Raw genomic sequence first — 23,672 nt, forward strand, 5'->3', positions numbered from 1 at the left:
TTAGAAGAACCGCGTAATGCTGATCTTCGCATCGCGCCCTTTGGTGTAGGCACGGTCGCCACTCAGGGCCGGGCGGAAGTCGTTGTTGAGCAGGTTGTCCACGGTGAAACTCACCTCGGTGCCTTTCAGGTAAGCCTGTTGCGGTTTCCATTTGGCGAACAGCCCCTGGGTGTTGTAGGCCTTGTTACCGTACTGGTCGTAGAACAGGTCGCCCACGCTGCTGCCCGGCCCGCCGGAATATGTGTCGCTGGGCAGGCGGTCGGTGGCGCCGACGAACTGGCCTATCCAGCCCACCTGGGCATCCCAGGCGGGAATATTGGTGCCCAGCACCAGCACCCATTTGGTCGGTGGAATGTCACGTGCCGCCACATCCGGCCCCCATGGGTTGGTGTAGGCGCCTTGGTGATCACCTTTGGCGTAGGCGAACGACACCGAGCTGAACAGGTAGGTGGAGTTATAGAACGATTCGAGTTCAAAGCCCTTGATGGTCAGGCCGCCGATGTTGCGGTAATTGGGCATCGCCCCGGCCGGGCAGGCGCTGGAAATCGTGCCGCCGTTGACGGCCTGGTTCTGGCAGCCGACGCCGGTGGCCTTGAAGATTTCGTCTTCGACTTTGTTGTGGAACAGCGTGGTGCGCACTTGCAGGTTGTCGTCGTGGGCGATCAGGTTATCGAAGCTGACGACGCTGCCCACGGTGATCGACGTGATGCGCTCCGGGTCAAGGTCGACGCTGGTGGCAGTGCGGCTGCCCAGGCCTTGCACTTCATACTGCTCGTCGATGACCGGCGCGCGCCAGGTTTTGCTCCAGTTGGCGAACAACCCCAGGTTCGGTGTGACGTTCCAGAACAACGCCAGGCGTGGCGACCAGCCGGTGTAGGTGCGGTCGCTGTAATCGTGGCCGAACGACGGGTCCGGGTTGTTGTAGTAAGGCGCATCGTTGCCTTCGCCGCGGTTGCGCACGTGGTCGTAGCGCAGGGACGGGGTGATGGTCACATCGCCCACGGTCACCGCATCCTGGACAAACAAGCTCTGCGTATCGACCTTGCCGTGGGGCATGAAACCCGGCTGGAAATGCCCGTAGTTGTAGCGCGCCGTGTTGTAGGTGGTGCCCGGCATCCACATCTCGGTTTCGCGGATGTGCTTGCGGATCTGCCCACCCACGGTGACCGCATGCTGCAAGGGCCCGGTGTCAAACAGGCTGACGTTGCGGATGTCGAGGTTTTTGTCGGTGTAGGACGTGTCCATCTTGCGCCCGCCGGTGGCCAGCTGGAAAAACGCCGTGGCGTCGCGCTCGTCGGTCTGGTCGGTGTTGGACTGGGAATATTTGACGGTCAGGTCCACCAGCGGGTTGTCCACGGGCTGGTATTCATACTTGCCCGACCAGGTGGTGTCGACGGTGTCACGTTGGGCTAAAAAACGCTTCAACGCCCCTTCGTAGCCGTAGCGATCGATATTGGCCTGGGTCGGCGGCGTCGGGTAGCTGGCAGCAGAAAAAGGTGTCCAGCGATTGCTGTGGGAACGCGAGTAGGAAAACCCGACGCTGTGTTCTTCGGTCAAGTGGGCGTTGACCTTGAACAACTTGCCGTCCACATCCTGGGCGCTGTTGGGCAGGCGCTGCGGGTTGACCGGGTATTCGTTGTTGTCGTTGGGCAGCTTGGCGGCGACTTTCATGTCGCCGCCGTCGCGCTGTGTCAGGTAGGCCAGCGCGTCGAAACGGCCGTCGTCGGTGCGGCCATACACGGCACCGCTGTAAACCTGTTCGTGGTCGTTGCTGGAGTAGCCGTACTTGAGCATCGCGCCGCTGTTGCGACCGTCCTGGAGCAGGTCCGGGGCATCTTTGGTGGTCATGTTGACCGTGCCGCCAAAGCCGCCGTTGCCGGTGAACGGTGAGTTGGGGCCTTTCTCCACCTCGATGCTTTTGATCAGCTCGGGCTCGATAAACACCGTGCCTTGCTGGTAGCGCTCAAAGCCGCTTTTGGTGGCGCCGTCGACGGTCATGGGCACATCTTCGGCATCGCCAAAACCACGGATGTTGATGGTCTGGCCACCGGGTTTGAGCGAACCGCCCTGGCTCACGCCGGGCAAGGTCTGCAACAGGCTGGGGATGTTATTGGACTGGTAGCGGTCGATGTCGGCCTGGCTGAGGGTGGAGCGGTTGACGGTGCTTGAGTCGACCTCGTTACCGGTGCCGATCACGCTGAGTGCGTCCAGCTGAATCGCGCTGCTCTGGGTGGTTTTGCCCTCGTCGGGGCGGACCACGTAGGTGGTGCCGACCTTGATCAGGGTGAACTCGCCGTTTTTGAGCAGGCTGCGAATCGCCACGTCGGGGGTGAAGTCGCCATTGAGCGCCGGCGCCTGCACGTTCTTGAGCAGTGTTTCATCGAACAGCAGCTGGATTTTCGCCTGCTGCGCCACTTGGCTCAGGGACGTGGCCAGCGGCTGGGCGGGCAGTTGCAGCTTGAAAGACTCGGCCTGGGCATTGAGGCTGAACGCCAGGCAGGTGGCAATCAGCGTCGGTCGAACAAACAGGTGCGAAGCGTGGCAAGGCGCGCGAAACATGAAATCCCCCGGGGTGGCTAAATAGCCAAAAAGGTGTGCGTATCAAACACAGTCGGGAGGAAGACGGGGCAGGCCAAAAAAACCACACATGCGAATGCAAAATATTCTCAAGTGTGGCTATGCCAGTCTTACTTGATGGGTTCGATTCTCACCACGCCATCGGCCGAGGCCACGGTTTTCACTGGCAGCAGGGCAGGCAGCGCGTTGAGCAGGGCGTCCGGGTCATTCACATCCAGATTGCCCGAGACCTTCAGGTGTGCCACTGATTTGCTGACCTGCAGCGGTGCCTGCGGCCGATAGAGGCTCAGCTCGTCGATCAGGCTGGCGAGGTCGCGGTTGCGAAACGACAGGTGCCCGCTGCGCCAGTCCGCCACTTCTTCAGCACTCAGGGTTTGTTGTTGCACTGTGCCCTTGGCGTAGCTGTAGATAGCGCGTTGTTGAGCGCCGAGCACGCTCACCGGGCTTTTGCTGTCGGGCTCGAACGCCACCTGGCCATGGGCGACGCTCACCACCAGCTGCTGCTGGCTGCGCCGCACATCAAAACCGGTGCCGACCACCCGCACATTCGCCTCGCCGGCTTGCACGTACAGCGGCCGTTCCTTGTCGGCGGCGACGTCGATGTAGAGCTGGCCTTTGTCCAGGTGAAGGATGCGTTGGTGGGCGCTGAAATCCACGCGCAGGCGTGTGTTGGCATTCACGTACAGGGTGCTGCCATCGGGCAGGTTCAGGGTGCGCATGCCTTTGGCATGCGCGGCAATCTGGCTGTGATAAAGCTCGCGCGGTGCGCCGATAGGTGTGGCCAGCACGGCGCACACCAGCGCGGCCGCCACTGCCAGGGCAGGGCGCCAGAGCGACGGCTTGCGCTTGGGCAACGGCACCGGTTTGTTCAATTGCTGCAACTGGGCGAGGTCGGCCCACAGTTGCTCGAACTCGGCGTAGGCACGCGCATGGGTGGGTTCGGCCTGCCAGGCAGCAAATGCCCTGCGGTCGGCGCGCCCCATGTGACTGCGGTTGCGGGCAAACCAGCTGGCGGCTTGGGCATCGATGGAGTCACTCGCTTCGATGTCCAGTGCGTCAAGGTCGCTCAGGCGGTTCATTCTGGCTGCTCCGTGCCGGGTTCGTGTTGAAGGCGTCGCTTGCAATGCAGCAGGGCCAAGGCGATGTGCTTTTCCACCATGCTGGTCGAAATGCCCATGCGCTCGGCGATCTGCGCCTGGCTCAGGCCTTCGAAGCGGTGCAGCATAAGGGCTTCTCGCCTGCGGGGCGAGAGCTCGGCGAGGACTTCTTTCAACTGTTCCAGGCGTTGCAAGCGTTGCGCGGCGGCCATGGGGTCGTTTTGCTCGTCGGTGACCGGCTCGGCGTCCCTTGCGGCCGGGTCTGAGTGGACGGTCTGCCGTACCTTCTGTTTACGCCAGTGATCGCGCAGCAAATTGCGCGCCATCTGGAACAGAAACGCCCGTGGCTGCTCGACCTTGGCGCGGTCGCGGTAGTCCAGCCATTGGGTGAAGACATCCTGGGTCATGTCCGCCGCGTCGCTGGCGTTGTCCGTGCGTTTGCGCAGGAAATACAGAATGTCTGCATAAAACCCGCGAAAGGCATCGGCCGACAACGGGTCGGGCTTGGGACGAGACATGGATATCCTTCTTGACGAAGCACGACGTAGAAAAGCCGCGAATGATATCGAGAACTATTGTCATTTGTCTCTAGGTAACCGAGGCACTCAGTCAAAATGTGGGCGCTGGCAAGCCAGCTCCCACGGGGACCACTGTTCTAGCGCAACAGTGTCTTCAACTGCTCGATCCCCGCTTCACTCAGCGGGAACACCGGCAAGCGTGGATCACCCGCCTCCAACCCGGTCAACCGCAACCCGGCCTTGATCGTCGCCGGCAAACCGCCTTTGAGGATGAATTCCAGCAGCGGCAACTGGCGATAGAACAATTCCCGCGCCAGTGTCAGGTCATTGGCCAGCACCGCGTTATACAACTCCAGGTTGAGCTTCGGGATCAGGTTTGGCGCCGCCGTGCACCAACCCTTGGCGCCTGCCGCAAACGCTTCCAGGGCCAGCGGGTTGCAGCCGTTGTAAAACGGTACGTCACTATGACGATGCAACTGGTGCATGCGCTGAATATCGCCGGTGCTTTCCTTGACCATGGTCACGTTCGCCACCTGCTTGACGATGCGCAGGATCAAGTCCACCGACATGTCCGTGCCGCTGGTGGCCGGGTTGTTGTAGAGCATGATCGGCACGCCGATGCTCTCGCCAATTGCGGCGTAGTGGGCAAGGATTTCCGCTTCGCTGAGCTTCCAGTACGAGGCCGGCAGCACCATCACCACATCGGCGCCATTGGCTTCGGCGTAACGCGCGCGACGCACGGCTTTGGCGGTGGTCAGGTCGGACACGCTGACGACCGTCGGTACGCGTCTGGCGATTTTTGCCAGGCTGTAGGCGCTGACCTCATCCCACTCCGCATCGCTCAAATACGCGCCTTCGCCGGTGCTGCCCAACGGCGCGATGGCGTGCACGCCGTTGTCGATCAACCGGTCGATGGAGCGGCCGAGGGCGTCGAGGTTAATGCGCTGGCCGTCGGCGCTGAACGGGGTGATGGTGTAACCGATGATGCCGTGAAGAGTGGGGTTGGACATAAAGAGTCTCCGCTTGAAAAAGGGCAATCAGTTCAGGCAATCGGCGTGTTGTCGCAGGTTCTGCCGGGCGTAGTAGTTGAACGCGGCGCCGTGGCGCTTGGGCTTGGAGATCCAGTCATGCGCTTCGCGGCCAAGTTCCGGCAGGATCGGTTTGATCGTGCCTGCCGCCATCGCCAGCAGCTGCAACTTGGCCGCACGCTCGATCAACTGCGCGATCACGCAGGCTTCCTCGATACTCGCCCCGGTGGACAGCTGGCCGTGGTGCGAGAGCAAAATCGCACGCTTGTCGCCCAACGCAGCGGTGATGATCTCGCCTTCCTCATTGCCCACCGGCACACCCGGCCAGGCCTCCAAAAATGCGCAGTCTTCGTACAGCGGGCAGAGGTCCATGTGCGACACCTGCAGGGGCACTTCGAGCATCGACAGCGCGGCGATATGCGTGGGGTGCGTATGGATGATGCAGTTCACATCCGGCCGCCCACGGTACACCCAGGTGTGAAAACGGTTGGCCGGGTTGGGAATGCCGTGGCCTTCCAAAACCTCCAGGTCCTCATTGACCAGCAGCAAATTGCTGGCGGTTATCTCGTCAAAACCCAGGCCCAATTGCTGCGTGTAATAGGTGCCAGGCGTTGGCCCGCGGGCGGTGATCTGCCCGGCCAGACCAGAGTCGTGACCGTGCTCGAACAGGATGCGGCACGTGAGCGCCAGCTTTTGCCGGTCGGTCCACGTATTATCCGCCAGGGTGTTTTGCATCTGCATCAGTGCTTGCTTGACCAGTTGGTCTTTGGGGAGTGCTAATGTCTTGGCCATATCGGTGTCCCTTGGGTGGTTCAATGGACGTCGGGTTTGCTGCTCTCCCGCTGCTCGCAAGGTCGTTGGGTGAACGCAAATGACACTAAAGATGCTATATGACACTTTGTGTCATTGGCAAGCGCAGCCTTGGCTTTTCTGCATGGATTAAACGCAGCACATGTCTATCCGTTTGAAATTATTGAGAAAAAAACTTGGCGTGACCCTTGAAGCCCTGGCCGAAAAATCCGGGATGACCAAGAGTTACCTGTCCAAGGTTGAGCGCGGGCTCAACACGCCGTCGATCGCCGCCGCGTTGAAGCTGGCCAAGGCGCTGAACGTGAAGGTCGAAGAGCTGTTCAGCGAAGACAGCGTCAGCCTCGACAGCTACAGCCTGGTGCGCAGCCACGAGCGGCCCGACACCGCGCCAGGTTATGCGGTGCTGGCCCATCAGGTGAGTGAGCGCAGCTTGCTGCCGTTCATCATCTACCCGCCGGCGCAGTTCACTGACAAGACCTTCAAGGAGCATGTTGGGGAGGAGTTTTTGTTCGTGCATGAAGGCCAGGTCGAAGTGGATTTCATGAGCGAACGGGTGATTCTGAATCGGGGTGATGCGCTGCACTTTAATGCGCAAAAACCCCACCGAATTCGCTCGGTGGGCGAGGTGCAGGCGCAGTTGTTGGTGGTGGTGCACAGCTCAGAAGAATGACCGTGTTTCCAGGTTGGAATACAGCCCACTCCCACATTTTGATCTTCTTTGTTCGGGGGATCAGCGCTCGACCGGCACCGAGAGCGCCGAATTACCCAACGGATGGGTGCGCGCCGCAAAAAACTTCAACTCCACACCGCTACCCTCAAACAACTCTGAATAGCGGCGCTTCTGCTGGCGGATAAACCCGTCGCTGCGCCCCGACACCGAAATCGCCAGGGTCGTGATCCTGGCCTGGCAAAGTGCATCCACCAAGTGCTTATCCTGCGGCCCCAGGTCGTGGCCGAAAATGCACAGTGCGCCCGTGTGGGTCAGCAACTGCTCATAACAGAACGACAAGTAGTCCGAACTGCGGATGGTCTTGAGCTTCTCTTCCACATTGCCTTCGCTGACAAACAGCGGCACGTCGTCCAGGGTCTTGATCGTGTTGTTGATGGCAAAACTGCTCAGCAACGTGCTGTTGGTGGACGGCAATTTGCGCGCGGTGCCGTCGAGGTTGCGCACCAGGTGCAGGCCGCCGTGCAGGTACAGAATGCGCGTGGCGTCGGTGCGGGTGTTGCGCAGGTCGAAGCTTGAGTCGGCGCTGCGAAACAGGTCATCGATGCCCGGCGTGTGCAGGATGGCCCAGTAGTTGAGCAGGTCGTAGTTGGTGGTGAAGACGGTGGCGTAGTTGGCCAGTTCCGCGTTGATCGTCGCCAGTGTGGACGGCTGCACCAGGCGCCACGGAATATGCACGGCGTGGATGGTATTGATCAGCGCTTCCTTGATCGCGTAGTAGCGATTACGCGGCGCCGCCGAGCTGACCGCCAGCGCCTTGTTGACCCGGCTGGTGGTTTTCAGTGCGCCCAGCGCTTGCTCGAAGCTGCGGGTTTGCAGGGCGTCGAACACACTCAGCTCGGATTGGCTGAGGGGTTTTTCTTCGACGGTGCGGGCGTTTTCAAACAGCGAGTCGTAGGCAAAGTCTTCCCAAATCACCCGGCTCGCGCCGTTGCCGATCAGAATCCCACTGAAGTCGACAGCGCTGCGCAGCGCGTTCCAGTCTTCAAGGTGGGCGTCAATATCCTGGAAATCCTTCATTGCGGCGGGTCTACTCGAAATCGGCTGGGTGGTGACTTTATCACGAGCTGGCGTTGATCCTGATCAAGATGCCGCGGTCAACTCAGGTGGATCCTGTAGGCATAACGCCTCTGAGGATTTGCCATGAGCAGCACCTTCTTCATTCCCGCCGTCAACATCATGGGCACCGACTGCCTCGACGAAGCCATGGTTGCCATCCGCAATTACGGCTTTCGCAAAGCGCTGATCGTCACCGACACGGGCCTGGCCAAAGCGGGCGTGGCCAGCATGATCGCCGAGAAGCTGGCGATGCAGGACATCGACTCGGTGATCTACGACGGCGCCAAGCCCAACCCCAATGTGGAAAACGTCGAGAAAGGCCTGGCGCTGTTGCAGCACGGCCACTGCGATTTCGTGGTGTCGCTGGGCGGCGGTTCGCCCCATGACTGCGCCAAGGGCATCGCCTTGTGCGCCACCAATGGCGGGCATATCGGCGACTACGAAGGCGTTGATCAATCCAGCAAGCCGCAACTGCCGCTGGTGGCCATCAACACCACCGCCGGTACTGCCAGTGAGATGACGCGCTTTTGCATCATCACCGACGAAACCCGCCACGTGAAAATGGCCATCGTCGACCGCAACGTCACGCCGCTGCTGTCGGTCAACGACCCGACGCTGATGGTCGGCATGCCCAAGGGCCTGACCGCCGCCACCGGCATGGACGCGTTGACCCACGCCATCGAGGCCTATGTGTCGACCGCCGCCACACCGATCACCGACGCCTGCGCGATCAAGGCAATCGAACTGATCAGCGCTAACCTGCGCCTGGCGGTACGCGACGGCAGCGACAAGGTCGCGCGGGAAAACATGGCCTACGCGCAATTCCTCGCCGGGATGGCGTTCAACAATGCGTCCCTGGGGTTTGTGCACGCCATGGCCCACCAACTTGGCGGCCTTTACGACCTGCCCCATGGCGTATGCAACGCGGTGTTGCTGCCCCATGTGCAAAGCTTCAACGCCAGCGTCTGCGCCAAGCGCTTGAGCGACGTGGCGCGCGCCTTGGGTGCCGACATCAAGGGGATCACGCCCGAAGAGGGCGCCCAGGCCGCCATCGCCGCCATCCGTGCGTTGGCCCAGGAGGTTGAGATCCCGGCCGGCTTGCGCGAGCTGGGGGCCAAGCTGCAAGACATTCCGCTGCTGGCCACCAATGCGTTGAAGGACGCCTGTGGGTTGACCAACCCGCGGCGCGCCGATCAGCGCCAGATCGAGGAGATTTTCCGCAGCGCGTTCTAAAGAGGGCGGTCGCACGCGGCAAGCGATAAGCTACAGGCTCAACTGCATTCAACTTGAGCACGAAGCTTGCGGCTTGCCGCTGAGGTCCCCCCATGAGAGTTCTGTTATTCGGCGCCACCGGCATGGTCGGCCAAGGCGTGCTGCGCGAGTGCCTGCTGGCCGCAGATGTGCAGGAAGTCGTCGCCGTTGGCCGCACGCCCTTGACCCAGGAACACGGCAAGCTGCATCAGGTGCTGCACAGCGACATGCTGGATTTCCAGCCGCTGGAAAACTTGCTGCAGGGGTTTGATGCGTGCTTCTTCTGCCTCGGCGTTTCGTCGGCGGGCATGAATGAAACCAGGTACACCCACCTCACCTATGACCTGACCCTGGTCGCGGCCAGCACCCTGGCGCGGCTCAATCCGCAGATGACCTTTATCTACGTGTCCGGCGCCGGCACCGACAGCTCCGAAGCGGGCAAGTCGATGTGGGCGCGGGTCAAGGGCAAAACCGAAAACGCCTTGCTGCGCTTGCCGTTCAAGGCGGTGTACCTGTTTCGGCCGGGGGTGATCCAGCCGCTGCATGGCGTGCGCTCGAAAACGCCGTTGTACCAATCCTTTTATTCCGTGCTCGGGCCGCTGCTCACGTTTGTGCGTCGGCTCAAACCCGCCTGGGTAGTGAGCACCGAGACCGTCGGCCAGGCCATGTTGGCGGCCGTGCGCCATGGCGCGCCAAACGCGGTGGTGGAGCAGGCCGAGATCAATCGCCTGGCCGCCGAGCGCAGCTGATGTTGCACAAGAGCCTGGTGCGTCGCCTGGACCTGATCACCTTGCAGCTGTTCGTTGCGGTGTTTGAAGAGGGCACATTGACTCGCGCGGCAGCCCGTGAAGCCATCGCGGTGTCGGCCGCGAGCAAGCGGCTGATGGAGCTGGAACAGGTGCTGGGCGTCAGCCTGTTTGTGCGCCGGGCCAAGGGCATGGACCTGACGGCGGCGGGCGAAACCCTGTTGCACCATGCGCGGCAGATGCTGTTCAACGTCGAAAAAATGGGCCTGGAACTGGGCGAGCACAGCCACGGCGTGCGCGGTTATGTGCGCATGCTGGCCAATCTGTCGGCGATCATTCAGTTTCTGCCGGAAGACTTGCGGGACTTTTGCGCGCTGCACCCCGAGGTGAAAACCGACCTGGAAGAACGCCCCAGCAATGGCGTGGTACAGGGCGTGCTGGACGGCGTGGCCGACCTTGGGATCTGTTCCAGTGACGCTGACACCAAAGGCCTGCCCAGCGTGACCTATCGCCACGACAAACTGGTGGTGCTGATGCCGGCGGCGCATCCGTTGGCCGCACGCGAAACCCTGGCGTTCGCCGAAACACTCGACAGTGATTACGTTGGCCTGCATGCCGCCAGCTCGATCAATATGCGCACCCACGCGGCCGCGCGCGAGGCCGGCAAGATGCTGCGCCTGCGCATCCACGTGCCAGGGTTTGATGCGATGTGCCGGATGGTTCAGGCGAACATGGGCATCGGGATCCTGCCGCAAAAAGCTTACGAGCTGTTCGGCCGCGCGTTGGGGTTGCACGCGGTGCCGCTCACGGATGCCTGGTCGGATCGCAGTTTGATTGTGGTGATACGTGACCAGGCGCAGCTGTCGCCGGTGAGTCGCCTGTTGTTTGAATACCTGCGCGGTACGCAAGCGTAATTCAGACACGCACGGCCTCACCGCGAGCGAGCCCGGCTTCCACAGGGAAACCCGCTCATCTGTGGGAGCCGGGCTTGCCCGCGAGAGCGATCTGATGGGCGCCGACAGGGCGTAACCGTTCGCAATCCACGAACGCTGCTTGCCAACTGACGGTTGGATTTCTCCCACGGCTGTCCTCTAGCCTTGGCCACACATTCCAAGAATAAGAGGCACACCCCATGACGGCTCCATTGAGCGGTATCAAGGTGATTGAGATCGGCACCCTGATTGCCGCGCCGTTCGCCGCCCGGCTGATGGCCGAGTTTGGCGCCGAGGTGATCAAGATCGAAGCCCTGGGCCAGGGCGATCCGCTTCGTAAATGGCGAAAGCTGCACGAAGGCACTTCGCTGTGGTGGTACCTGCAATCGCGCAACAAGAAGTCCCTGGCGTTGGACCTCAAGTCCCCGGAAGGCCTGGGTTTGATCAAGCAATTGCTCGGCGACGCCGACGTGCTGATCGAAAACCTGCGCCCCGGTGGCCTGGAAAAACTCGGCCTGGGCTGGGACGTGTTGCACGCCCTCAACCCCAAGCTGACCCTGGTGCGCATCTCTGGCTATGGCCAGACCGGCCCCTACCGCGACCGCCCGGGCTTCGGTGCCATCGGCGAGGCCATGGGCGGCATCCGCTACACCACCGGCAATCCGGACTCGCCACCGGCGCGGGTGGGCGTGAGCCTGGGCGATTCCCTCGCGTCACTGCACGGCGTGATCGGCGCGCTGATGTCGCTGCTGCGGGTCAAGACCGGGCAGGGCGACGGGCAGATTGTCGATGTGTCGCTGGCCGAAAGCGTGTTCAACCTGATGGAAAGCCTGGTGCCTGAATACGACATGCTCGGCCATGTGCGCGAGCGCAGCGGCGGCGCCTTGCCCGGCATCGCGCCGTCCAATACCTACCTGACCGCCGACGGTGCCTATGTGGTGATCGCCGGTAACAGTGACCCGATCTACAAGCGTTTGATGACCACCATCGGCCGCGCCGACCTGGCCGACGCGCCGGAGTTTGCCCATAACGATGGCCGCGCGGCGAAAAGTGGCTTGCTCGACGCGGCGATCACCCACTGGACCAGCAGCTTGCCCATCGACCAGGTGCTCAGCGCCCTGGAGGCTGCCGAGGTGCCGGCCGGGCGCATCTATTCGGTGGCCGATATCGTCAGCGACCCGCATTACCAGGCGCGCGACATGCTGCTCAATGCCGAACTGCCTGGCGGCGTGTCGGTAAAAATGCCCGGCATCGTGCCCAAGCTGTCCGAAACCCCCGGCGCGGTGAACTGGCAAGGCCCGACACTGGGCCAGCACACCGACGACATCCTCGGCAGCCTCGGCCTGACCGATACCGATATCCAACGCCTGAAAACCTCGGGAGTGGTGCAATGATCACCGAATATTGCGACCCGCTGATCGTGCAGGAAGTGTCCCCGCGCGATGGCCTGCAGATCGAGCCGACCTGGGTCGAGACCGCCGACAAAATCGCGTTGATCGACCAGCTGTCGCTGGCCGGGTTTTCGCGGATCGAAGCCGGTTCATTTGTCTCGCCCAAGGCCATTCCGGCGTTGCGTGATGGCGAGCAGGTGTTCCAGGGCATCGCGCGCAAGCCCGGGGTGATTTATGTGGCGTTGATCCCCAACCTCAAGGGCGCCCAGCGCGCCATCGAGTCCCGGGCCGATGAGTTGAACCTGGTGATGTCCGTCAGCCAGACCCACAACCTGGCGAATATGCGCATGCGTTGCGAGGCGTCGTTGGCGGCTTTTAAAGACATCGTCAGCTTTGCCGCCGACTACCCGGTACGCCTCAACGGCAGCATCGCCACCACCTTCGGTTGCCCGTTCGAAGGCAAGATTGATGAAGACCGCGTGCTGCAAATCGTCGATGCCTATCGCGCGTTGGGCATCCAGGGCATCACCCTGGCCGACACCACCGGCATGGCCAACCCGCGCCAAGTTGAGCGCCTGGTCAAACGTGTATTGCAGCATGTGCCAGCCAGCGATCTGACCCTGCATTTTCACAACACCCGTGGCCTGGGCTTGTGCAATGTGCTGGCGGCCTACGAAGCGGGCGCGCGCCGATTTGATGCGGCCTTGGGCGGCCTTGGCGGCTGCCCGTTCGCGCCGGGGGCGTCGGGCAATATCTGCACCGAAGACCTGGTCAACCTGTGCGAAGAGGTTGGGATTGCTACCGGGATCGACCTGCCGCACCTGCTGCACATGTCCCGCCGACTGCCGGCGCTGCTTGGCCATGAGCTGCCCGGCCAGGTGGCCAAGGCCGGGCGCAATTGCGACCTGCATCCGCCGCCCGCTTACATCGCCACGCTGTAACACCGCACCAGACAACAAAAACAATCGGGCGCCGTTGAGCAGCCCGCTGGAGAGAAAGCATGAGCACTAATACGTTAGAGGCCGGCGCGCGCCCGGCCGCTGAGATCGATGCCGAAAAAGCCCTGGTCAGCAAGGTCGCCTGGCGCCTGATGCCGCTGATCATGGTGTGCTACCTGTTCGCGTTTTTTGACCGCATCAACATCAGCTTCGCCAAGTTCCAACTGCAAACCGACCTGAGCCTGAGCGACACCGCTTATGGCCTGGGTGCCGGGCTGTTTGTGGTCGGCTATGTGATCTTCGAAGTGCCGAGCAACATGATGCTGTACAAGGTCGGCGCGCGGCGCTGGATCGCGCGGATCATGATGTCGTGGGGCCTGGCCACGGCGGCCATGGTGTTTGTCACCGCCGAGTGGCAGTTCTACGGCCTGCGTTTCATCATCGGCGCCATGGAGGCTGGCTTCGCGCCGGGCGTGCTGTATTACCTGACCTTGTGGTTCCCGCAGCACTTTCGTGGGCGCATCACCTCGCTGCTGTTTCTGGCTTCGGCCTTTGCGGGGTTGGTCGGCGCGCCGTTCTCGGGGCTGGTGTTGGAACATCTGGACGGCGTGTTGCAGATGCGCGGCTGGCACTGGTTGTTTCTGCTCGGCGGCTTGCCCTGCATCGGCCTGGGGTTTCTGGTGCTGACGTTGCTCAAAGACCGTATTGAAGACGCGCAGTGGCTGACGCCTGCAGAGAAGACCTTGCTGTCGAGCAAAATCGCCAGGCATGAGCCGAATCAGCACGGGGGTTCGCTGCTGTCGGCGATCCGCATTCCAGGCTTCTTGATGCTCGGTTTTATCTACTTCCTGATCCAGGTCGCGTCCTACGGGCTCAACTTCTGGGCACCGCAGTTGATCCGCAGCGCCGGCACCCAGAGCCCGGTGATGATCGGCCTGCTCACCGCGATTCCCTATGTGTGCGGCGCGATCAGCATGGTGGTGATCGGGCGGCTGTCGGACGCCACCGGCGAGCGGCGCAAGTTTGTCTGTGGCCTGGTGGTGTTGGGGGCGATAGGTTTTTTCAGCGCCGGGATTTTTGCCGACCACACCACGTTCCTGATCATCGCCCTGGGCATGCTGGGCGCGGGCATCATCGCCTCGATCCCGACCTTCTGGACCTTGCCGCCCAAACTGCTGGCGGGCGCGGGAGCCGGTGCGGCCGGCGGCATCGCGGTGATCAACACCCTCGGTCAGTTCGGCGGCATCGTCAGCCCGGTGATGGTGGGGCGGATCAAGGACCTCACCGGCAGCACCACCCCGGCGCTGTATGTGATCGGCATGTGCGCCCTGTTGGCCGCGGCATTGTTGTTGTGGGGCTTGCCACACAAGCTGCGTACGCTCGACAAGGCCTGATCAGCCTGTCGCTGCCAACGTTCGGGCAGGCGTGCTGCTGAACTGAATCAACACCACGCCGCCAATCAACAACAGCGCCCCCAACACGCGGGGCGTTGTCAGTTGGCGCTCCACCAGGCCGAACAGCCCGAAGTGATCGAGCAACAGTGAGGCGAGAATCTGTCCGGCCATGGCCAAGGCAATGAACCCCGACGCGCCGAGCTTGGGCAACAGCATCAGCGCCAGGGAAATAAAGCACACGCCAAATGCCCCACCGGCCCACATCCACAACGGCGCTTGAGTGATGAACGCCAGGCTCGGCAGCGGTAAACGCAGCGCCAGAATGACCGGCAGCAGCACTATAATACTCACCAACAGTGACGCCAGCGTGGCCCACAACGGGTGACCGAGCCCGCGTCCGAGGTTGGCGTTGATTGCGCTTTGAAACGGCACCACCGCCCCGGCGATCACCGCCAGCGCCAGCAAACCCAGCCAATGCAACGTCGTCATTTCGAATCTCCCAGAGGTTTTGCTGGACTCTAGGCTATTCGTTGTGCAAATTTAAATTCCAAATTCTTATGCTGAGCATGCAGCCGATGAATGATCTGCGTCGCGTCGACCTCAACTTGCTGGTGATTCTGGAAGCCTTGCTCAGCGAGCAACACGTCACCCGCGCCGCCGAGCGTCTGCACTTGAGCCAGCCGGCAGTCAGCCATGCATTGGCGCGTTTGCGGGATCTGCTGGGTGACCCCTTGCTCGTGCGCCAGGGCGGAACATTGGTGCCGACCGCGCGAGCCCTGGAGTTGGCGACGCCGTTGGCTGAAGCCCTGGCCCAGGTGCAAGCACTGCTGGCGCCGAACCGGTTTGACCCGGCGTCGGCCAAGCGCAGGTTTCGCGTGGCGATGTCGGACTACAGCGCGGCGATTTTCCTGCCGGCGCTGGTCCGCGTTCTGCGCCGTGAAGCCCCTGGCATCGACCTGCAAATCGTCCAGGCCAGCCGTGAAGGCATGGTAGACGCCGTGCTCAACGGCGACATCGACCTGGCCGCCGGGGTATTCCCCGATATGCCCGCCGAACTGCGCACCACGCCTTTGTTTGAGGAGCATTACAGCTGCCTGGTCGACCGCAACAGCCTGCCGCCCAGTGGCGTGCTTGACCTGCCCACCTATTTGTCGCGCCCGCACGTGCTGTTGGAAATGCGCGGCAGCGGCACGCCGGAAATCGAGCGGGCGTTGACGGCGATTCGTGAACGGCGCCATGTGGCAATCAGCCTGCCGCATTGGGGCGTGGCGCCGCAGCTGATCCAGGGCACCGACCTGATTCTGACGGTGTCATCCAGGGGCTTGCTCACTATCGATCAACAGCATCTGCTGGCCGTGCCGCCACCGTTTCATATCCCCTCGTTTGCCGTTGAACTGGCGTGGCATGCACGGCGGGGCGGCGATTCGGGGTTGCAGTGGCTGATTGGGCAGGTGCAAGGTGTGCTGTCCTAAGGCTATAGATCACAGGAAAAAACTCTCATGTTCTCAGGCTTCAACCACCTGACCCTTGCCGTGACAGACTTGAACCGCAGCGTCAGCTTCTACCATGAGCTGCTGCAGCTTAAGCTCGACGCCACCTGGGACCAGGGCGCGTACCTCTCATTGCCCGGTTTGTGGCTGTGCCTGTCGCTCGATCCTTCACGTTCAACCACACCTGCGGCGGATTACACCCATTACGCGTTCACCGCCGCCGCCCATGAGTTCGCCGCGCTGGTGGCGCGCTTGCGAGACGCCAAGGTGCAAGAGTGGCGCGACAACCGCAGTGAAGGTGCCTCGTTCTACTTTCTCGACCCCGATGGGCACAAGCTCGAGGCGCATGTCGGCGACTTGGCTTCGCGCCTTCACGCCTGCCGCGCCAAGCCTTATGCAGGCATGCAGTTTTACCCGTAGCGCCAGAACGTGCAGAATCGCTGCACCTTCAATCGCCTGTCAGAGTCGCGTCCATGACCCCCTCCTTGCTGCTCGCCGTTCTTGCTTCGGGTTTTATCTATGGGATTACGCCTGGGCCGGGCGTCCTCGCGGTATTTGGTATCGGCGCGTCTCGTGGTCGTCGCGCCGGGGCGGGTTTTCTGTGCGGGCACTTGCTGGGTGATGTGGTGTGGTGCAGTACGGCACTGGTCGCCATTGTGGGCGCGCGGGAAGTCGGCAGCAGTGCCTTTGATGTGCTGGGCGTGCTCAGCGGTGGGTACTTGTTCTGGCTTGGCTGGCGGGCGATTCGCACCCAGCGCCGCAGCAGCGATGCGCCTCAGGGCGCGGCGCGCCATCCGTTCTGGCACGGCATTCTGTTCGGCTTGACCAACCCCAAGGCTTACCCGGTGGCGGTTGCAACCTTTACGGCGCTGCTGTCCAGCCGTGCCGAGTTGCTGACATGGGCAATGCTGCCGTCGTTGATCTTGCTGAGTTTCATCGGCGGCCTGCTGGCTTACGCGATTCTGATCGGCGTGGTGGGCGCCCAGCGCGTGCGCACGGTGTACCAGCGGCATGAAATCCTGATCACCAGGCTGTGTGGCGTGATGTTTATCGGCTTCGCCATTAACGCCCTGGCGCACGCGTTGCCAGGGCTGTTCGCCAGCAAACCGGCTTGAGGCGACGACGACCGTTCGTCGCGCTGGCGAGTTTTTTCTAAACCTTTGCCGCCCTGAAAATTCGAATTCAGGGCGGGGCGTATTTCCCCGCCCCTATTTTTGCCCTGGAGGAACCTATCATGAGCCGCATGGCTATCCGGTTACGCACCGCCAGTTTCGCGATGCTGCTGGGCCTCGGCGCCAGCAATGCTTTCGCCCAGTCGCCTGCTGAATTCATCGAGCAGGCTTCGGCCAAAGGGATGGCCGATATCGAAACCAGTCGCATGGCCCACGCCAGGACGTCGTCCCAGGAAATCAAGGACTACACCATCGAGGTCATCAACGAACGCACCCTGGCCAACCAGCATTTGGCGGCCATCGCCAAGAAGCTCGACTTGCCTGTGGCCCCGCGCGAGAAGATCGTCGACAAGGCCGAAACCCTGATGCCTGAACTCAAGGACGGCGACTCCTTCGACGCCGCCTACACCGCGCAGCAGGTCAAGGAAAACGAAGACGCCATCGCCCTGTTCAAGAAAGAAGGCGCGGCGTCGGATGTGCCAGAGATAAAAGCGCTGGTGGACGAGACGCTGCCCAAGCTCGAAGAGCGTCTGCAAAAAGCCCGTGCCCTGGCCTCGACTTACGGTAAAGGTCATCAAGGCGACGGTTGATTGCGTCACCTGAAATGAAAAACGGCGGTTGGATGATTTCCAACCGCCGTTTTTTTTTCAGGCTTGATTCAAGTCGGTTTTGTTGGGGTGCGCATCGTCGACCCTTTCACCACAACTGGAGCTCAAGCTGACCGTGCCGGTGTCACCGATGCTGCGGTATTGCTTGCGCAGTTGTTCCAGTTCTTTGCGGTCCAGGCCATCCAGGCTCAACACGGCGTTCTGGGCGTCCTTGGAGACGCGCAGCAGTTCGTCGATCTTGATATGCAGGATGTCGTTGTCGCGGTTTTGTGTGTTCTGGATCAGGAAGACCATCAGGAAGGTGATGATGGTGGTCGAGGTGTTGATGATCAGCTGCCAGGTGTCGTTGTAGTGGAAATAGGGTCCGCTCAGGCTCCACAGGAAAATCAACGCGACGGCCGCATAGAACGTCCGGGCGCTGCCTGCCCAGCGGGACAGGGATTGAGAGACTGCGGAGAATTTCATGACCGTTTTTCCTTCCTTAAGGGGTGGGTGATGAAATTATGGACCGCAGCGGTTCTTTGAAATTTCTTTTTACAAAAGCGCCGGTGAACAAAGTTGTACGTTTTTGTCGCGGTTCGCCTCACAAGCCCAGTTCTGCCTGGCGTCCACCTTCCAGCGCGAGCAAATATTGTTTGGCGCCAAGCCCTCCGGCGAACCCGGTCAGCCCACCGGAGGCGCCTATTACCCGATGGCAGGGCGCAACGATCGAGATGGGGTTACGCCCGTTGGCGGCGCCCACCGCGCGCACGGCCTTGGGGTTGCCGATTTGCTCGGCGATCTGGCTGTAGCTGCGGGTTTCGCCAAACGGGATGGTCAGCAGCGCCTGCCAGACCTGCTGTTGAAAAGGCGTGCCGTTGAAGTCCAGTTCCAGCTCGAACTGGCTGCGTGCGCCGGCGAAATACTCGCGCAACTGGCGCGCGGTTTCCATAAGCACCGGGCTGTCGTTGGCCTCGCGCAACTCGCCCAGGCGTACGCGGTTGGCGCGTTCTTGTTCCCAGAGGATCGCGTTGAGCTTGCCGTCGCGGGCCACCAGGGTGAGCTGGCCGACGGGGGAGGGCATGAGCGTGTATTCGTAGGGCATGAGCGGGCTCCTCGAAGGGCGGGTGTTAAAAGCCAGGACGCTACTGTAATGCCATCTGCCTGTTTGGAAACCGCGTTTCTTGCGATCAAATTCCTCTAGGGGCTGGCCGTTCCATTGGCGCCCGTTGGGCCAATGGAAATCCCCGTTACCGAGAGATGAACATGCCGTCTGACGACGGTCGATGGTCGGTGTTGAATGAGCGCCTCGGCGTGTTGTTGCATCGAGGTCTTACGGTGTTTTCCAAGGCATTACCGGCTGTGTAACACCTGCGCAAGGATGGCGAGAAATGCATCAGCCAATACATTTTTCCTTTGCGCGGGCGTCAATACCAACAATTGCGCGCACGCATCCGCCTCCACCAGCGGCCGATACGTCACGCCCTTGTTCATCAGGCTTTGGGTGCAGGCGGGCACCAACGCGACGCCTTGTGCGGCGGCCACCAAGGCAATGATCGAGGTGATCTGCCGCCCGGTTGGCCCCGCGCGCAAAGGCTGGGCGTGGCGGCGGTAAAGGTGCTCGATGGATTGGTTCAGACCCGACCCGTAGTCGGCCGGGAACAGAATCAGCGGATACGCACTGAGTTGCGTCAAGCTGACCTGCGCCAGCTTGGCCAGCGGACTGTCGCTGGACACCGCGGCCACCAGCCGCTCTTCGCCCAACGACAACGCGTGAACGTCTGCTGTCTGCGGCAACAGCCGACTCAATCCGATATCCAGCCGGCCGTCTGCCACTTGCGCGCCGAGGCTGCCCGAGGCGCACTCCACCAAGGTCAACTGCACATCGGGCAAGCGCTGGGCGAAGGCCTGGATCGCTTGGCTGAACAGGTCCGACAAGGCGATCGAGCTGACATACCCGAGCGCCAATTGGCCTGCAGTGCCCGCTGCCAGTTTGCCGGCGATGACCCGTGCCAATTCAACCTGCTCCAACACGCCGCGCGCGTAGGGCAAGAACGAACGACCCTGGGCGGTGAGAGAAACCGTGCGGCTGGTGCGATCAAACAGCTTGAACCCCAGCTCTGTCTCCAGCGCTGAAATCTGTCGGGTCAGCGGCGGTTGGGCCAGGTGCAGGCGCAGTGCTGCGCGGCCGAAGTGCAATTCTTCGGCGACCGTCAGAAAGTAACGCAGCTTGCGTAGGTCGAGCATCCTGATCCTTGGGTATTGATCGGTTCGAAATCGGTATTGGTTTAAGACCCGACGGCCATTCTATAAAGGCGTTACAAAATAAAACGAGAGGTTTCATGAAACCGCGCCTGCATTGTGCCCGTCTTGCCCTGTTCCTGTGTGGCTGCGCGGCGTTTCTGAACCTCTACGCCACCCAGAGCATCCTCGCGACCTTTGCGGCGCAGTTTCATATCAGCGCCAAGGAAGCGGGCTGGAGCATCACGGTCACCACCCTGGCGGTGGCGATCACCGCGCCCTTTGTCAGCCGGCTGACCGGGCGCTTCGAACAGCGCACGGTCATCGCCGTGGCCGCGCTGCTGCTGGCCGTTCCTGCGCTGATGACCGCCTACGCCAGCAGTTTTGCCGACGTGCTGGTGTGGCGGTTTGTGCAGGGCATGTTGATTCCGGTGGTGTTTGCCACCAGCGTGGCTTACATCGGCGACCGTTGGCGTGGCGCGACGGTGACCGAGGTCACTAGCCTGTACGTGGCGGGCACCGTACTGGGCGGGTTCGCCGGGCGTTTCGTCACCGGTGTGATGACGCAATACGTGGGCTGGCGCGAAGCGTTCGAACTGCTGGCGGTGTTGAGCCTGATGGTCGGTGGGTTTATTCAGTTTCTGTTGCCCGCCAGTCGACCGCGCGGCGAACGGCCTGGAGCGGTTTCTTCAGGTGTTTTTCGCCGACCTTTGCTGTCGGCATACGGCGTAGGTTTTTGCGTGTTGTTCTCCCAGGTTGCGGCATTTACTTACGCAGGTTTGCACCTTGGCCTGCCACCGTTCAACCTCGGGCCTGCGGCGCTGGGCACGCTTTACATGGTGTTTTTGCTGGCGTTGATCGTGATTCCCATCGCCGGGCGCCTCAGCAAAGCCAGACCTCACGCCGAACTGCTGGCGGTCGCCGCCGCGCTCGGTGTCGGTGGTTCGGCGCTGACCCTGGCGCCTTCGCTGTGGTGCATTGTGGTGGGCCTGGCGCTCAGTTCCACCGGCGTGTTCCTGGCCCAGGCCGCCGCCAATGCTTTCATCAGTGCCACCGCCGGTGAGAGCAAGTCTGGCGCCGTGGGGGTTTACCTGACGTGCTATTACCTGGGCGGCAGTTGCGGTGCCATCGTCCCGGCATTGATCTGGGAACGCTGGGGCTGGGCCGGCTGTGTGGCGCTGATTATCGGTTTTCAACTGCTGACCCTGCTGATCGCCCTGACGGGCTGGAAGCTCCTCAAACCTGAGCCGGTTCCGACACCATGAATGACACTGTTGCCGTGCCTGTGCGCGAAACCTCCAGCCGGCGCCGCGCGTTGATCGCCGGTTGCAGCGCTCACGCCGTACACGATGGTCTCACCGACGTTATCTACGTGTTGCTGCCGATCTGGCAGGCGCAGTTTGCCTTGTCCTACGCCCAGATCGGCCTGTTACGTGGCGCCTACTCCGCAATGATGGCCGTGTTCCAACTGATAGCCAGCCGCGCCGCCCGACGCTGGGGCCGTTTGCCGTTGCTGGTGGGTGGCACTGCGCTTGCGGGTGTCGCTTATTTATTGGTGGGGCAAGCCACATCGCTGAGCTTGTTGCTGTTGGCGTTGCTGCTGGGCGGTTTGGGCGCCAGCACCCAACACCCCTTGGCCTCCTCGATGATCACCGACGCTTATGAGGACGGTGGTGGCGTCAAGCAGGCGCTGTCCCAGTACAACTTCAGCGGCGATATCGGCAAAACCCTGATTCCTGGGGTGGTGGGCCTGCTGCTTACCGTCGTCAGCTGGCGCGCCAGCGCCACCCTGCTGGGGCTGCTCGGTCTGGCGGCAGCGGGATTGCTGTGGTGGCTGGTGCCGGCTCAAGTTCGCGAGTCCGGTGCCACCGAAAAAGCCCGGCCGCCCGGTGGCACGGGCTCGGTCGCAGGCCTGCGTGCGCTGATCCTCACCGGTACGCTCGACAGCGCCGTGCGCATGGGCTTTCTCACGTTTCTGCCGTTTCTGCTGCAAGCCAAAGGCGCTGGCACGGCGGGCATTGGGCTGGCGCTGACGATGCTGTTCATTGGCGGTGCGTTCGGCAAATTGCTTTGCGGCTACCTGGGGGCGCGCATTGGCATGATGAAAACCGTCTGGTTGACCGAAACCAGCACCGCGCTGTTGATCGTCACAGCCGTGTACCTGCCGCTGAGTGGCTTGATGGTGATGTTGCCGCTGCTAGGCTTGGCGCTGAACGGCACGTCTTCTGTGCTCTACGGCGCCGTCCCGGACCTGGCGAGCGCGGGCAAACGCGAACAGGCCTTTGCGGTGTTCTACACCGGCACCATTGGCGGCGGAGCGCTGGCGCCGGCGGTGTTCGGCGGGGTCGGCGATGCGCTCGGTGTGCCGGTGGCGGTGATGGTGCTGGCGGTGATGTTGCTGGTGACCTTGCCGTTGGCGTGGGTGGTGCAGCGTGGGATACGTGATGGGGTTTAAACGGGCGAGGCCAGCGTAAACGGTATACGCAACGCGCCGATCGGCCCTTCGCGGACACCGCACATTTCATCGTGCACGCTGTGCTGCACCAGCACACACGGAAACGGCGGAACCCGCTGCAACAGGTCGCGCAAGTGCGTGGTGGAGCCGATGCGCATGGGCTTGGCGTCATCGTCCACCAGTGTCATTTCGACATGATCCAACCTGACCCGCGCGATGTAGAAGCCACCCTCCAGCGACAGCAGCTCCAACTCCCGTATCTCGCCTTTCTCGGCCAATTCAGTGAGCATTTTCAGGTTCATGGTTAACCCTCGCGGTGGGTTGTTTCATTGGCGGCGAAAGAACAGCGTGACCTGGCCCCATTCGACGCCGAGCTTGGTCATGCTGGAGCGGTTGATCAGCGTGTCTTCGTCCATCAAGTACATCCAGTCATCAAAACTGACCTCGTAGACCGAACCGTCCACGGGCAGGTTGAGACGGTAGCGCCAACGCAGTGCATTCCCCGCCACTTCGCCAATCGCCTCGCCGACCACGTCACCCGCTCGACCGCGCCAGCGCCCCGGGCCATCCGGGGTCAGCGTCCATACGCGCTGCTGACGCGTGCCATCGCTGTACAGAAAGCGCTCGTCGAGAATCAGCGCGTTGCCCTCGCGCCGGCTGGCGATATTGACCTCAAAGCGCTTGGCCACTTCGCCCGAACGCTTCTGGAAAATCCCCCAGGCCTTGACGGGCTTGCTGAAGAAACGCTCCAGGTCCAATGGCAGTTTCTGGTCGGCGTAGTGGGCGACCTCGACGTTGCCGCAACTGCTCAAACTCAACGCCAGCAACAATGAAATCAGCAGACGTGTCATTGCCGGGCTCCGTGATCGTAATCGTGCGCGGCAAAGCGCCAGCGCCTGGTATTGATACTTGTACAAAAATATTGATTTGTACAGGTTTTCGCGCGGCAGGTGACGAATGCACAGATCGCGCCCATAAAAAAACCGGCCACAAGGACCGGTTTTTTAGGCACCTGCGTCGTAACTGACGTAGGCGCGAAATGTGAGTGGAGCGGGTAGAGGGAATCGAACCCTCGTCGGAAGCTTGGGAAGCTACTGTTCTACCATTAAACTATACCCGCTCAGAGCGGCTGACTTTGTACCAGATGTTCATCGGGATTTGAAGTTTTTCTTCGAAAAATGTGTGGGTTGCGTCGCTCAAGCTCATGCGGAAGCTGGCTTGCCCGCGATACATCACCTGGGTGTGACTGACACACAGGT

At 61.7% G+C, this 23,672-nt stretch carries 25 protein-coding genes and 1 tRNA gene; 13 read left to right on the forward strand and 13 right to left on the reverse strand.

Annotated elements, in window-relative coordinates:
• The 5 genes from FPT15_RS16280 to FPT15_RS16300 form a co-directional block, all read right to left on the reverse strand.
• Positions 1 to 2,559, reverse strand: coding sequence for a TonB-dependent receptor (locus tag FPT15_RS16280; protein ID WP_145162817.1), 2,559 nt, complete (start codon positions 2,557 to 2,559; stop codon positions 1 to 3).
• Between the two features lie 128 nt (positions 2,560 to 2,687).
• Positions 2,688 to 3,656, reverse strand: a complete 969-nt coding sequence (locus tag FPT15_RS16285; protein WP_145162819.1) for a FecR domain-containing protein — start codon at positions 3,654 to 3,656, stop codon at positions 2,688 to 2,690.
• Positions 3,653 to 4,192 carry an RNA polymerase sigma factor gene (locus FPT15_RS16290; protein ID WP_106577053.1) on the reverse strand — a complete coding sequence of 180 codons (540 nt, stop codon included), beginning with the start codon at positions 4,190 to 4,192 and terminating at the stop codon, positions 3,653 to 3,655. The genes FPT15_RS16285 and FPT15_RS16290 overlap by 4 nt, the downstream gene beginning before the upstream one ends.
• Positions 4,193 to 4,329: 137 nt before the next feature.
• Positions 4,330 to 5,202: a dihydrodipicolinate synthase family protein gene (locus FPT15_RS16295; protein WP_145162821.1), complete on the reverse strand. Its 873-nt coding sequence runs from the start codon at positions 5,200 to 5,202 to the stop codon at positions 4,330 to 4,332.
• A gap of 27 nt (positions 5,203 to 5,229) precedes the next feature.
• Positions 5,230 to 6,012 (reverse strand): aldolase, encoded by a 783-nt coding sequence (locus FPT15_RS16300; protein ID WP_145162823.1) that lies wholly within the window; start codon positions 6,010 to 6,012, stop codon positions 5,230 to 5,232.
• A 160-nt stretch (positions 6,013 to 6,172) separates the two neighbouring features.
• On the opposite strand from FPT15_RS16300, the gene FPT15_RS16305 reads away from it, so the two are divergent.
• Positions 6,173 to 6,700: a helix-turn-helix domain-containing protein gene (locus FPT15_RS16305; RefSeq protein ID WP_145162825.1), complete on the forward strand. Its 528-nt coding sequence runs from the start codon at positions 6,173 to 6,175 to the stop codon at positions 6,698 to 6,700.
• A 60-nt stretch (positions 6,701 to 6,760) separates the two neighbouring features.
• On the opposite strand, the gene FPT15_RS16310 is transcribed toward FPT15_RS16305, so the two are convergent.
• Complete coding sequence (locus FPT15_RS16310) at positions 6,761 to 7,777, reverse strand: DUF4917 family protein (protein WP_145162827.1); 1,017 nt, start codon at positions 7,775 to 7,777, stop codon at positions 6,761 to 6,763.
• Positions 7,778 to 7,900: 123 nt separating this feature from the next.
• Between FPT15_RS16310 and yiaY the strand changes: the two genes are divergently transcribed.
• The 6 genes from yiaY to FPT15_RS16340 all read left to right on the forward strand — a co-directional run bounded on the left by yiaY (position 7,901) and on the right by FPT15_RS16340 (position 14,468).
• A complete protein-coding gene (gene yiaY / locus FPT15_RS16315) occupies positions 7,901 to 9,049 on the forward strand; it encodes an L-threonine dehydrogenase (protein ID WP_145162829.1) in 1,149 nt (382 codons plus the stop codon).
• 92 nt (positions 9,050 to 9,141) lie between these two features.
• Entirely contained in the window at positions 9,142 to 9,816 is a 675-nt protein-coding gene (locus tag FPT15_RS16320; protein ID WP_145162831.1) for an NAD(P)H-binding protein, read from the forward strand.
• The gene (locus FPT15_RS16325; RefSeq protein WP_145162833.1) at positions 9,816 to 10,727 is read left to right on the forward strand and encodes a LysR family transcriptional regulator; all 912 of its coding nucleotides are present in this window, start codon (positions 9,816 to 9,818) and stop codon (positions 10,725 to 10,727) included. The genes FPT15_RS16320 and FPT15_RS16325 overlap by 1 nt, the downstream gene beginning before the upstream one ends.
• 218 nt (positions 10,728 to 10,945) lie before the next feature.
• Complete coding sequence (locus tag FPT15_RS16330) at positions 10,946 to 12,139, forward strand: CaiB/BaiF CoA-transferase family protein (protein ID WP_145162835.1); 1,194 nt, start codon at positions 10,946 to 10,948, stop codon at positions 12,137 to 12,139.
• Positions 12,136 to 13,077 (forward strand): hydroxymethylglutaryl-CoA lyase, encoded by a 942-nt coding sequence (locus FPT15_RS16335; RefSeq protein WP_145162837.1) that lies wholly within the window; start codon positions 12,136 to 12,138, stop codon positions 13,075 to 13,077. The genes FPT15_RS16330 and FPT15_RS16335 overlap by 4 nt, the downstream gene beginning before the upstream one ends.
• A 59-nt stretch (positions 13,078 to 13,136) precedes the next feature.
• Positions 13,137 to 14,468 carry an MFS transporter gene (locus FPT15_RS16340; RefSeq protein WP_145162839.1) on the forward strand — a complete coding sequence of 444 codons (1,332 nt, stop codon included), beginning with the start codon at positions 13,137 to 13,139 and terminating at the stop codon, positions 14,466 to 14,468.
• Here the strand turns inward: FPT15_RS16340 and FPT15_RS16345 are convergent, their stop codons facing one another.
• Positions 14,469 to 14,957 (reverse strand): DMT family transporter, encoded by a 489-nt coding sequence (locus FPT15_RS16345; RefSeq protein WP_145162841.1) that lies wholly within the window; start codon positions 14,955 to 14,957, stop codon positions 14,469 to 14,471.
• 68 nt (positions 14,958 to 15,025) lie between these two features.
• Between FPT15_RS16345 and FPT15_RS16350 the strand changes: the two genes are divergently transcribed.
• The 4 genes from FPT15_RS16350 to FPT15_RS16365 all read left to right on the forward strand — a co-directional run bounded on the left by FPT15_RS16350 (position 15,026) and on the right by FPT15_RS16365 (position 17,720).
• Positions 15,026 to 15,940, forward strand: a complete 915-nt coding sequence (locus tag FPT15_RS16350; RefSeq protein WP_145162843.1) for a LysR family transcriptional regulator — start codon at positions 15,026 to 15,028, stop codon at positions 15,938 to 15,940.
• Positions 15,941 to 15,967: 27 nt separating this feature from the next.
• Complete coding sequence (gene fos, locus FPT15_RS16355; RefSeq protein ID WP_145162845.1) at positions 15,968 to 16,378, forward strand: fosfomycin resistance glutathione transferase; 411 nt, start codon at positions 15,968 to 15,970, stop codon at positions 16,376 to 16,378.
• Positions 16,379 to 16,431: 53 nt separating this feature from the next.
• Complete coding sequence (locus FPT15_RS16360) at positions 16,432 to 17,073, forward strand: LysE family translocator (RefSeq protein WP_145162847.1); 642 nt, start codon at positions 16,432 to 16,434, stop codon at positions 17,071 to 17,073.
• 119 nt (positions 17,074 to 17,192) lie between these two features.
• Positions 17,193 to 17,720 carry a DUF4142 domain-containing protein gene (locus tag FPT15_RS16365; protein ID WP_106577041.1) on the forward strand — a complete coding sequence of 176 codons (528 nt, stop codon included), beginning with the start codon at positions 17,193 to 17,195 and terminating at the stop codon, positions 17,718 to 17,720.
• Between the two features lie 57 nt (positions 17,721 to 17,777).
• Here FPT15_RS16365 and FPT15_RS16370 read toward each other — a convergent pair whose 3' ends face one another.
• The 3 genes from FPT15_RS16370 to FPT15_RS16380 form a co-directional block, all read right to left on the reverse strand.
• A complete protein-coding gene (locus FPT15_RS16370) occupies positions 17,778 to 18,203 on the reverse strand; it encodes a low affinity iron permease family protein (RefSeq protein ID WP_145162849.1) in 426 nt (141 codons plus the stop codon).
• A 118-nt stretch (positions 18,204 to 18,321) separates the two neighbouring features.
• Positions 18,322 to 18,822, reverse strand: a complete 501-nt coding sequence (locus tag FPT15_RS16375) for a methylated-DNA--[protein]-cysteine S-methyltransferase (RefSeq protein WP_145162851.1) — start codon at positions 18,820 to 18,822, stop codon at positions 18,322 to 18,324.
• 248 nt (positions 18,823 to 19,070) lie between these two features.
• A complete protein-coding gene (locus FPT15_RS16380; protein WP_145162853.1) occupies positions 19,071 to 19,964 on the reverse strand; it encodes a LysR family transcriptional regulator in 894 nt (297 codons plus the stop codon).
• Positions 19,965 to 20,059: 95 nt separating this feature from the next.
• Between FPT15_RS16380 and FPT15_RS16385 the strand changes: the two genes are divergently transcribed.
• Positions 20,060 to 21,223: an MFS transporter gene (locus FPT15_RS16385; RefSeq protein WP_145162855.1), complete on the forward strand. Its 1,164-nt coding sequence runs from the start codon at positions 20,060 to 20,062 to the stop codon at positions 21,221 to 21,223.
• Complete coding sequence (locus tag FPT15_RS16390) at positions 21,220 to 22,413, forward strand: MFS transporter (protein ID WP_145162857.1); 1,194 nt, start codon at positions 21,220 to 21,222, stop codon at positions 22,411 to 22,413. Before FPT15_RS16385 ends, FPT15_RS16390 begins: the two co-directional genes overlap by 4 nt.
• Here the strand turns inward: FPT15_RS16390 and FPT15_RS16395 are convergent.
• The 3 genes from FPT15_RS16395 to FPT15_RS16405 form a co-directional block, all read right to left on the reverse strand.
• Positions 22,410 to 22,715 (reverse strand): DUF6482 family protein, encoded by a 306-nt coding sequence (locus FPT15_RS16395; RefSeq protein ID WP_145162859.1) that lies wholly within the window; start codon positions 22,713 to 22,715, stop codon positions 22,410 to 22,412. The genes FPT15_RS16390 and FPT15_RS16395 overlap by 4 nt on opposite strands.
• 24 nt (positions 22,716 to 22,739) lie before the next feature.
• On the reverse strand, positions 22,740 to 23,264 hold the full coding sequence (locus tag FPT15_RS16400; protein WP_145162860.1) for a DUF3833 domain-containing protein: 525 nt from the start codon (positions 23,262 to 23,264) through the stop codon (positions 22,740 to 22,742).
• Between the two features lie 195 nt (positions 23,265 to 23,459).
• A tRNA-Gly gene (locus tag FPT15_RS16405) sits at positions 23,460 to 23,533 on the reverse strand.
• Positions 23,534 to 23,672 lie beyond the last annotated feature (139 nt).

Origin of the sequence: Pseudomonas sp. RGB (genome assembly GCF_007713445.1) — a bacterium.
GTDB lineage: Bacteria > Pseudomonadota > Gammaproteobacteria > Pseudomonadales > Pseudomonadaceae > Aquipseudomonas.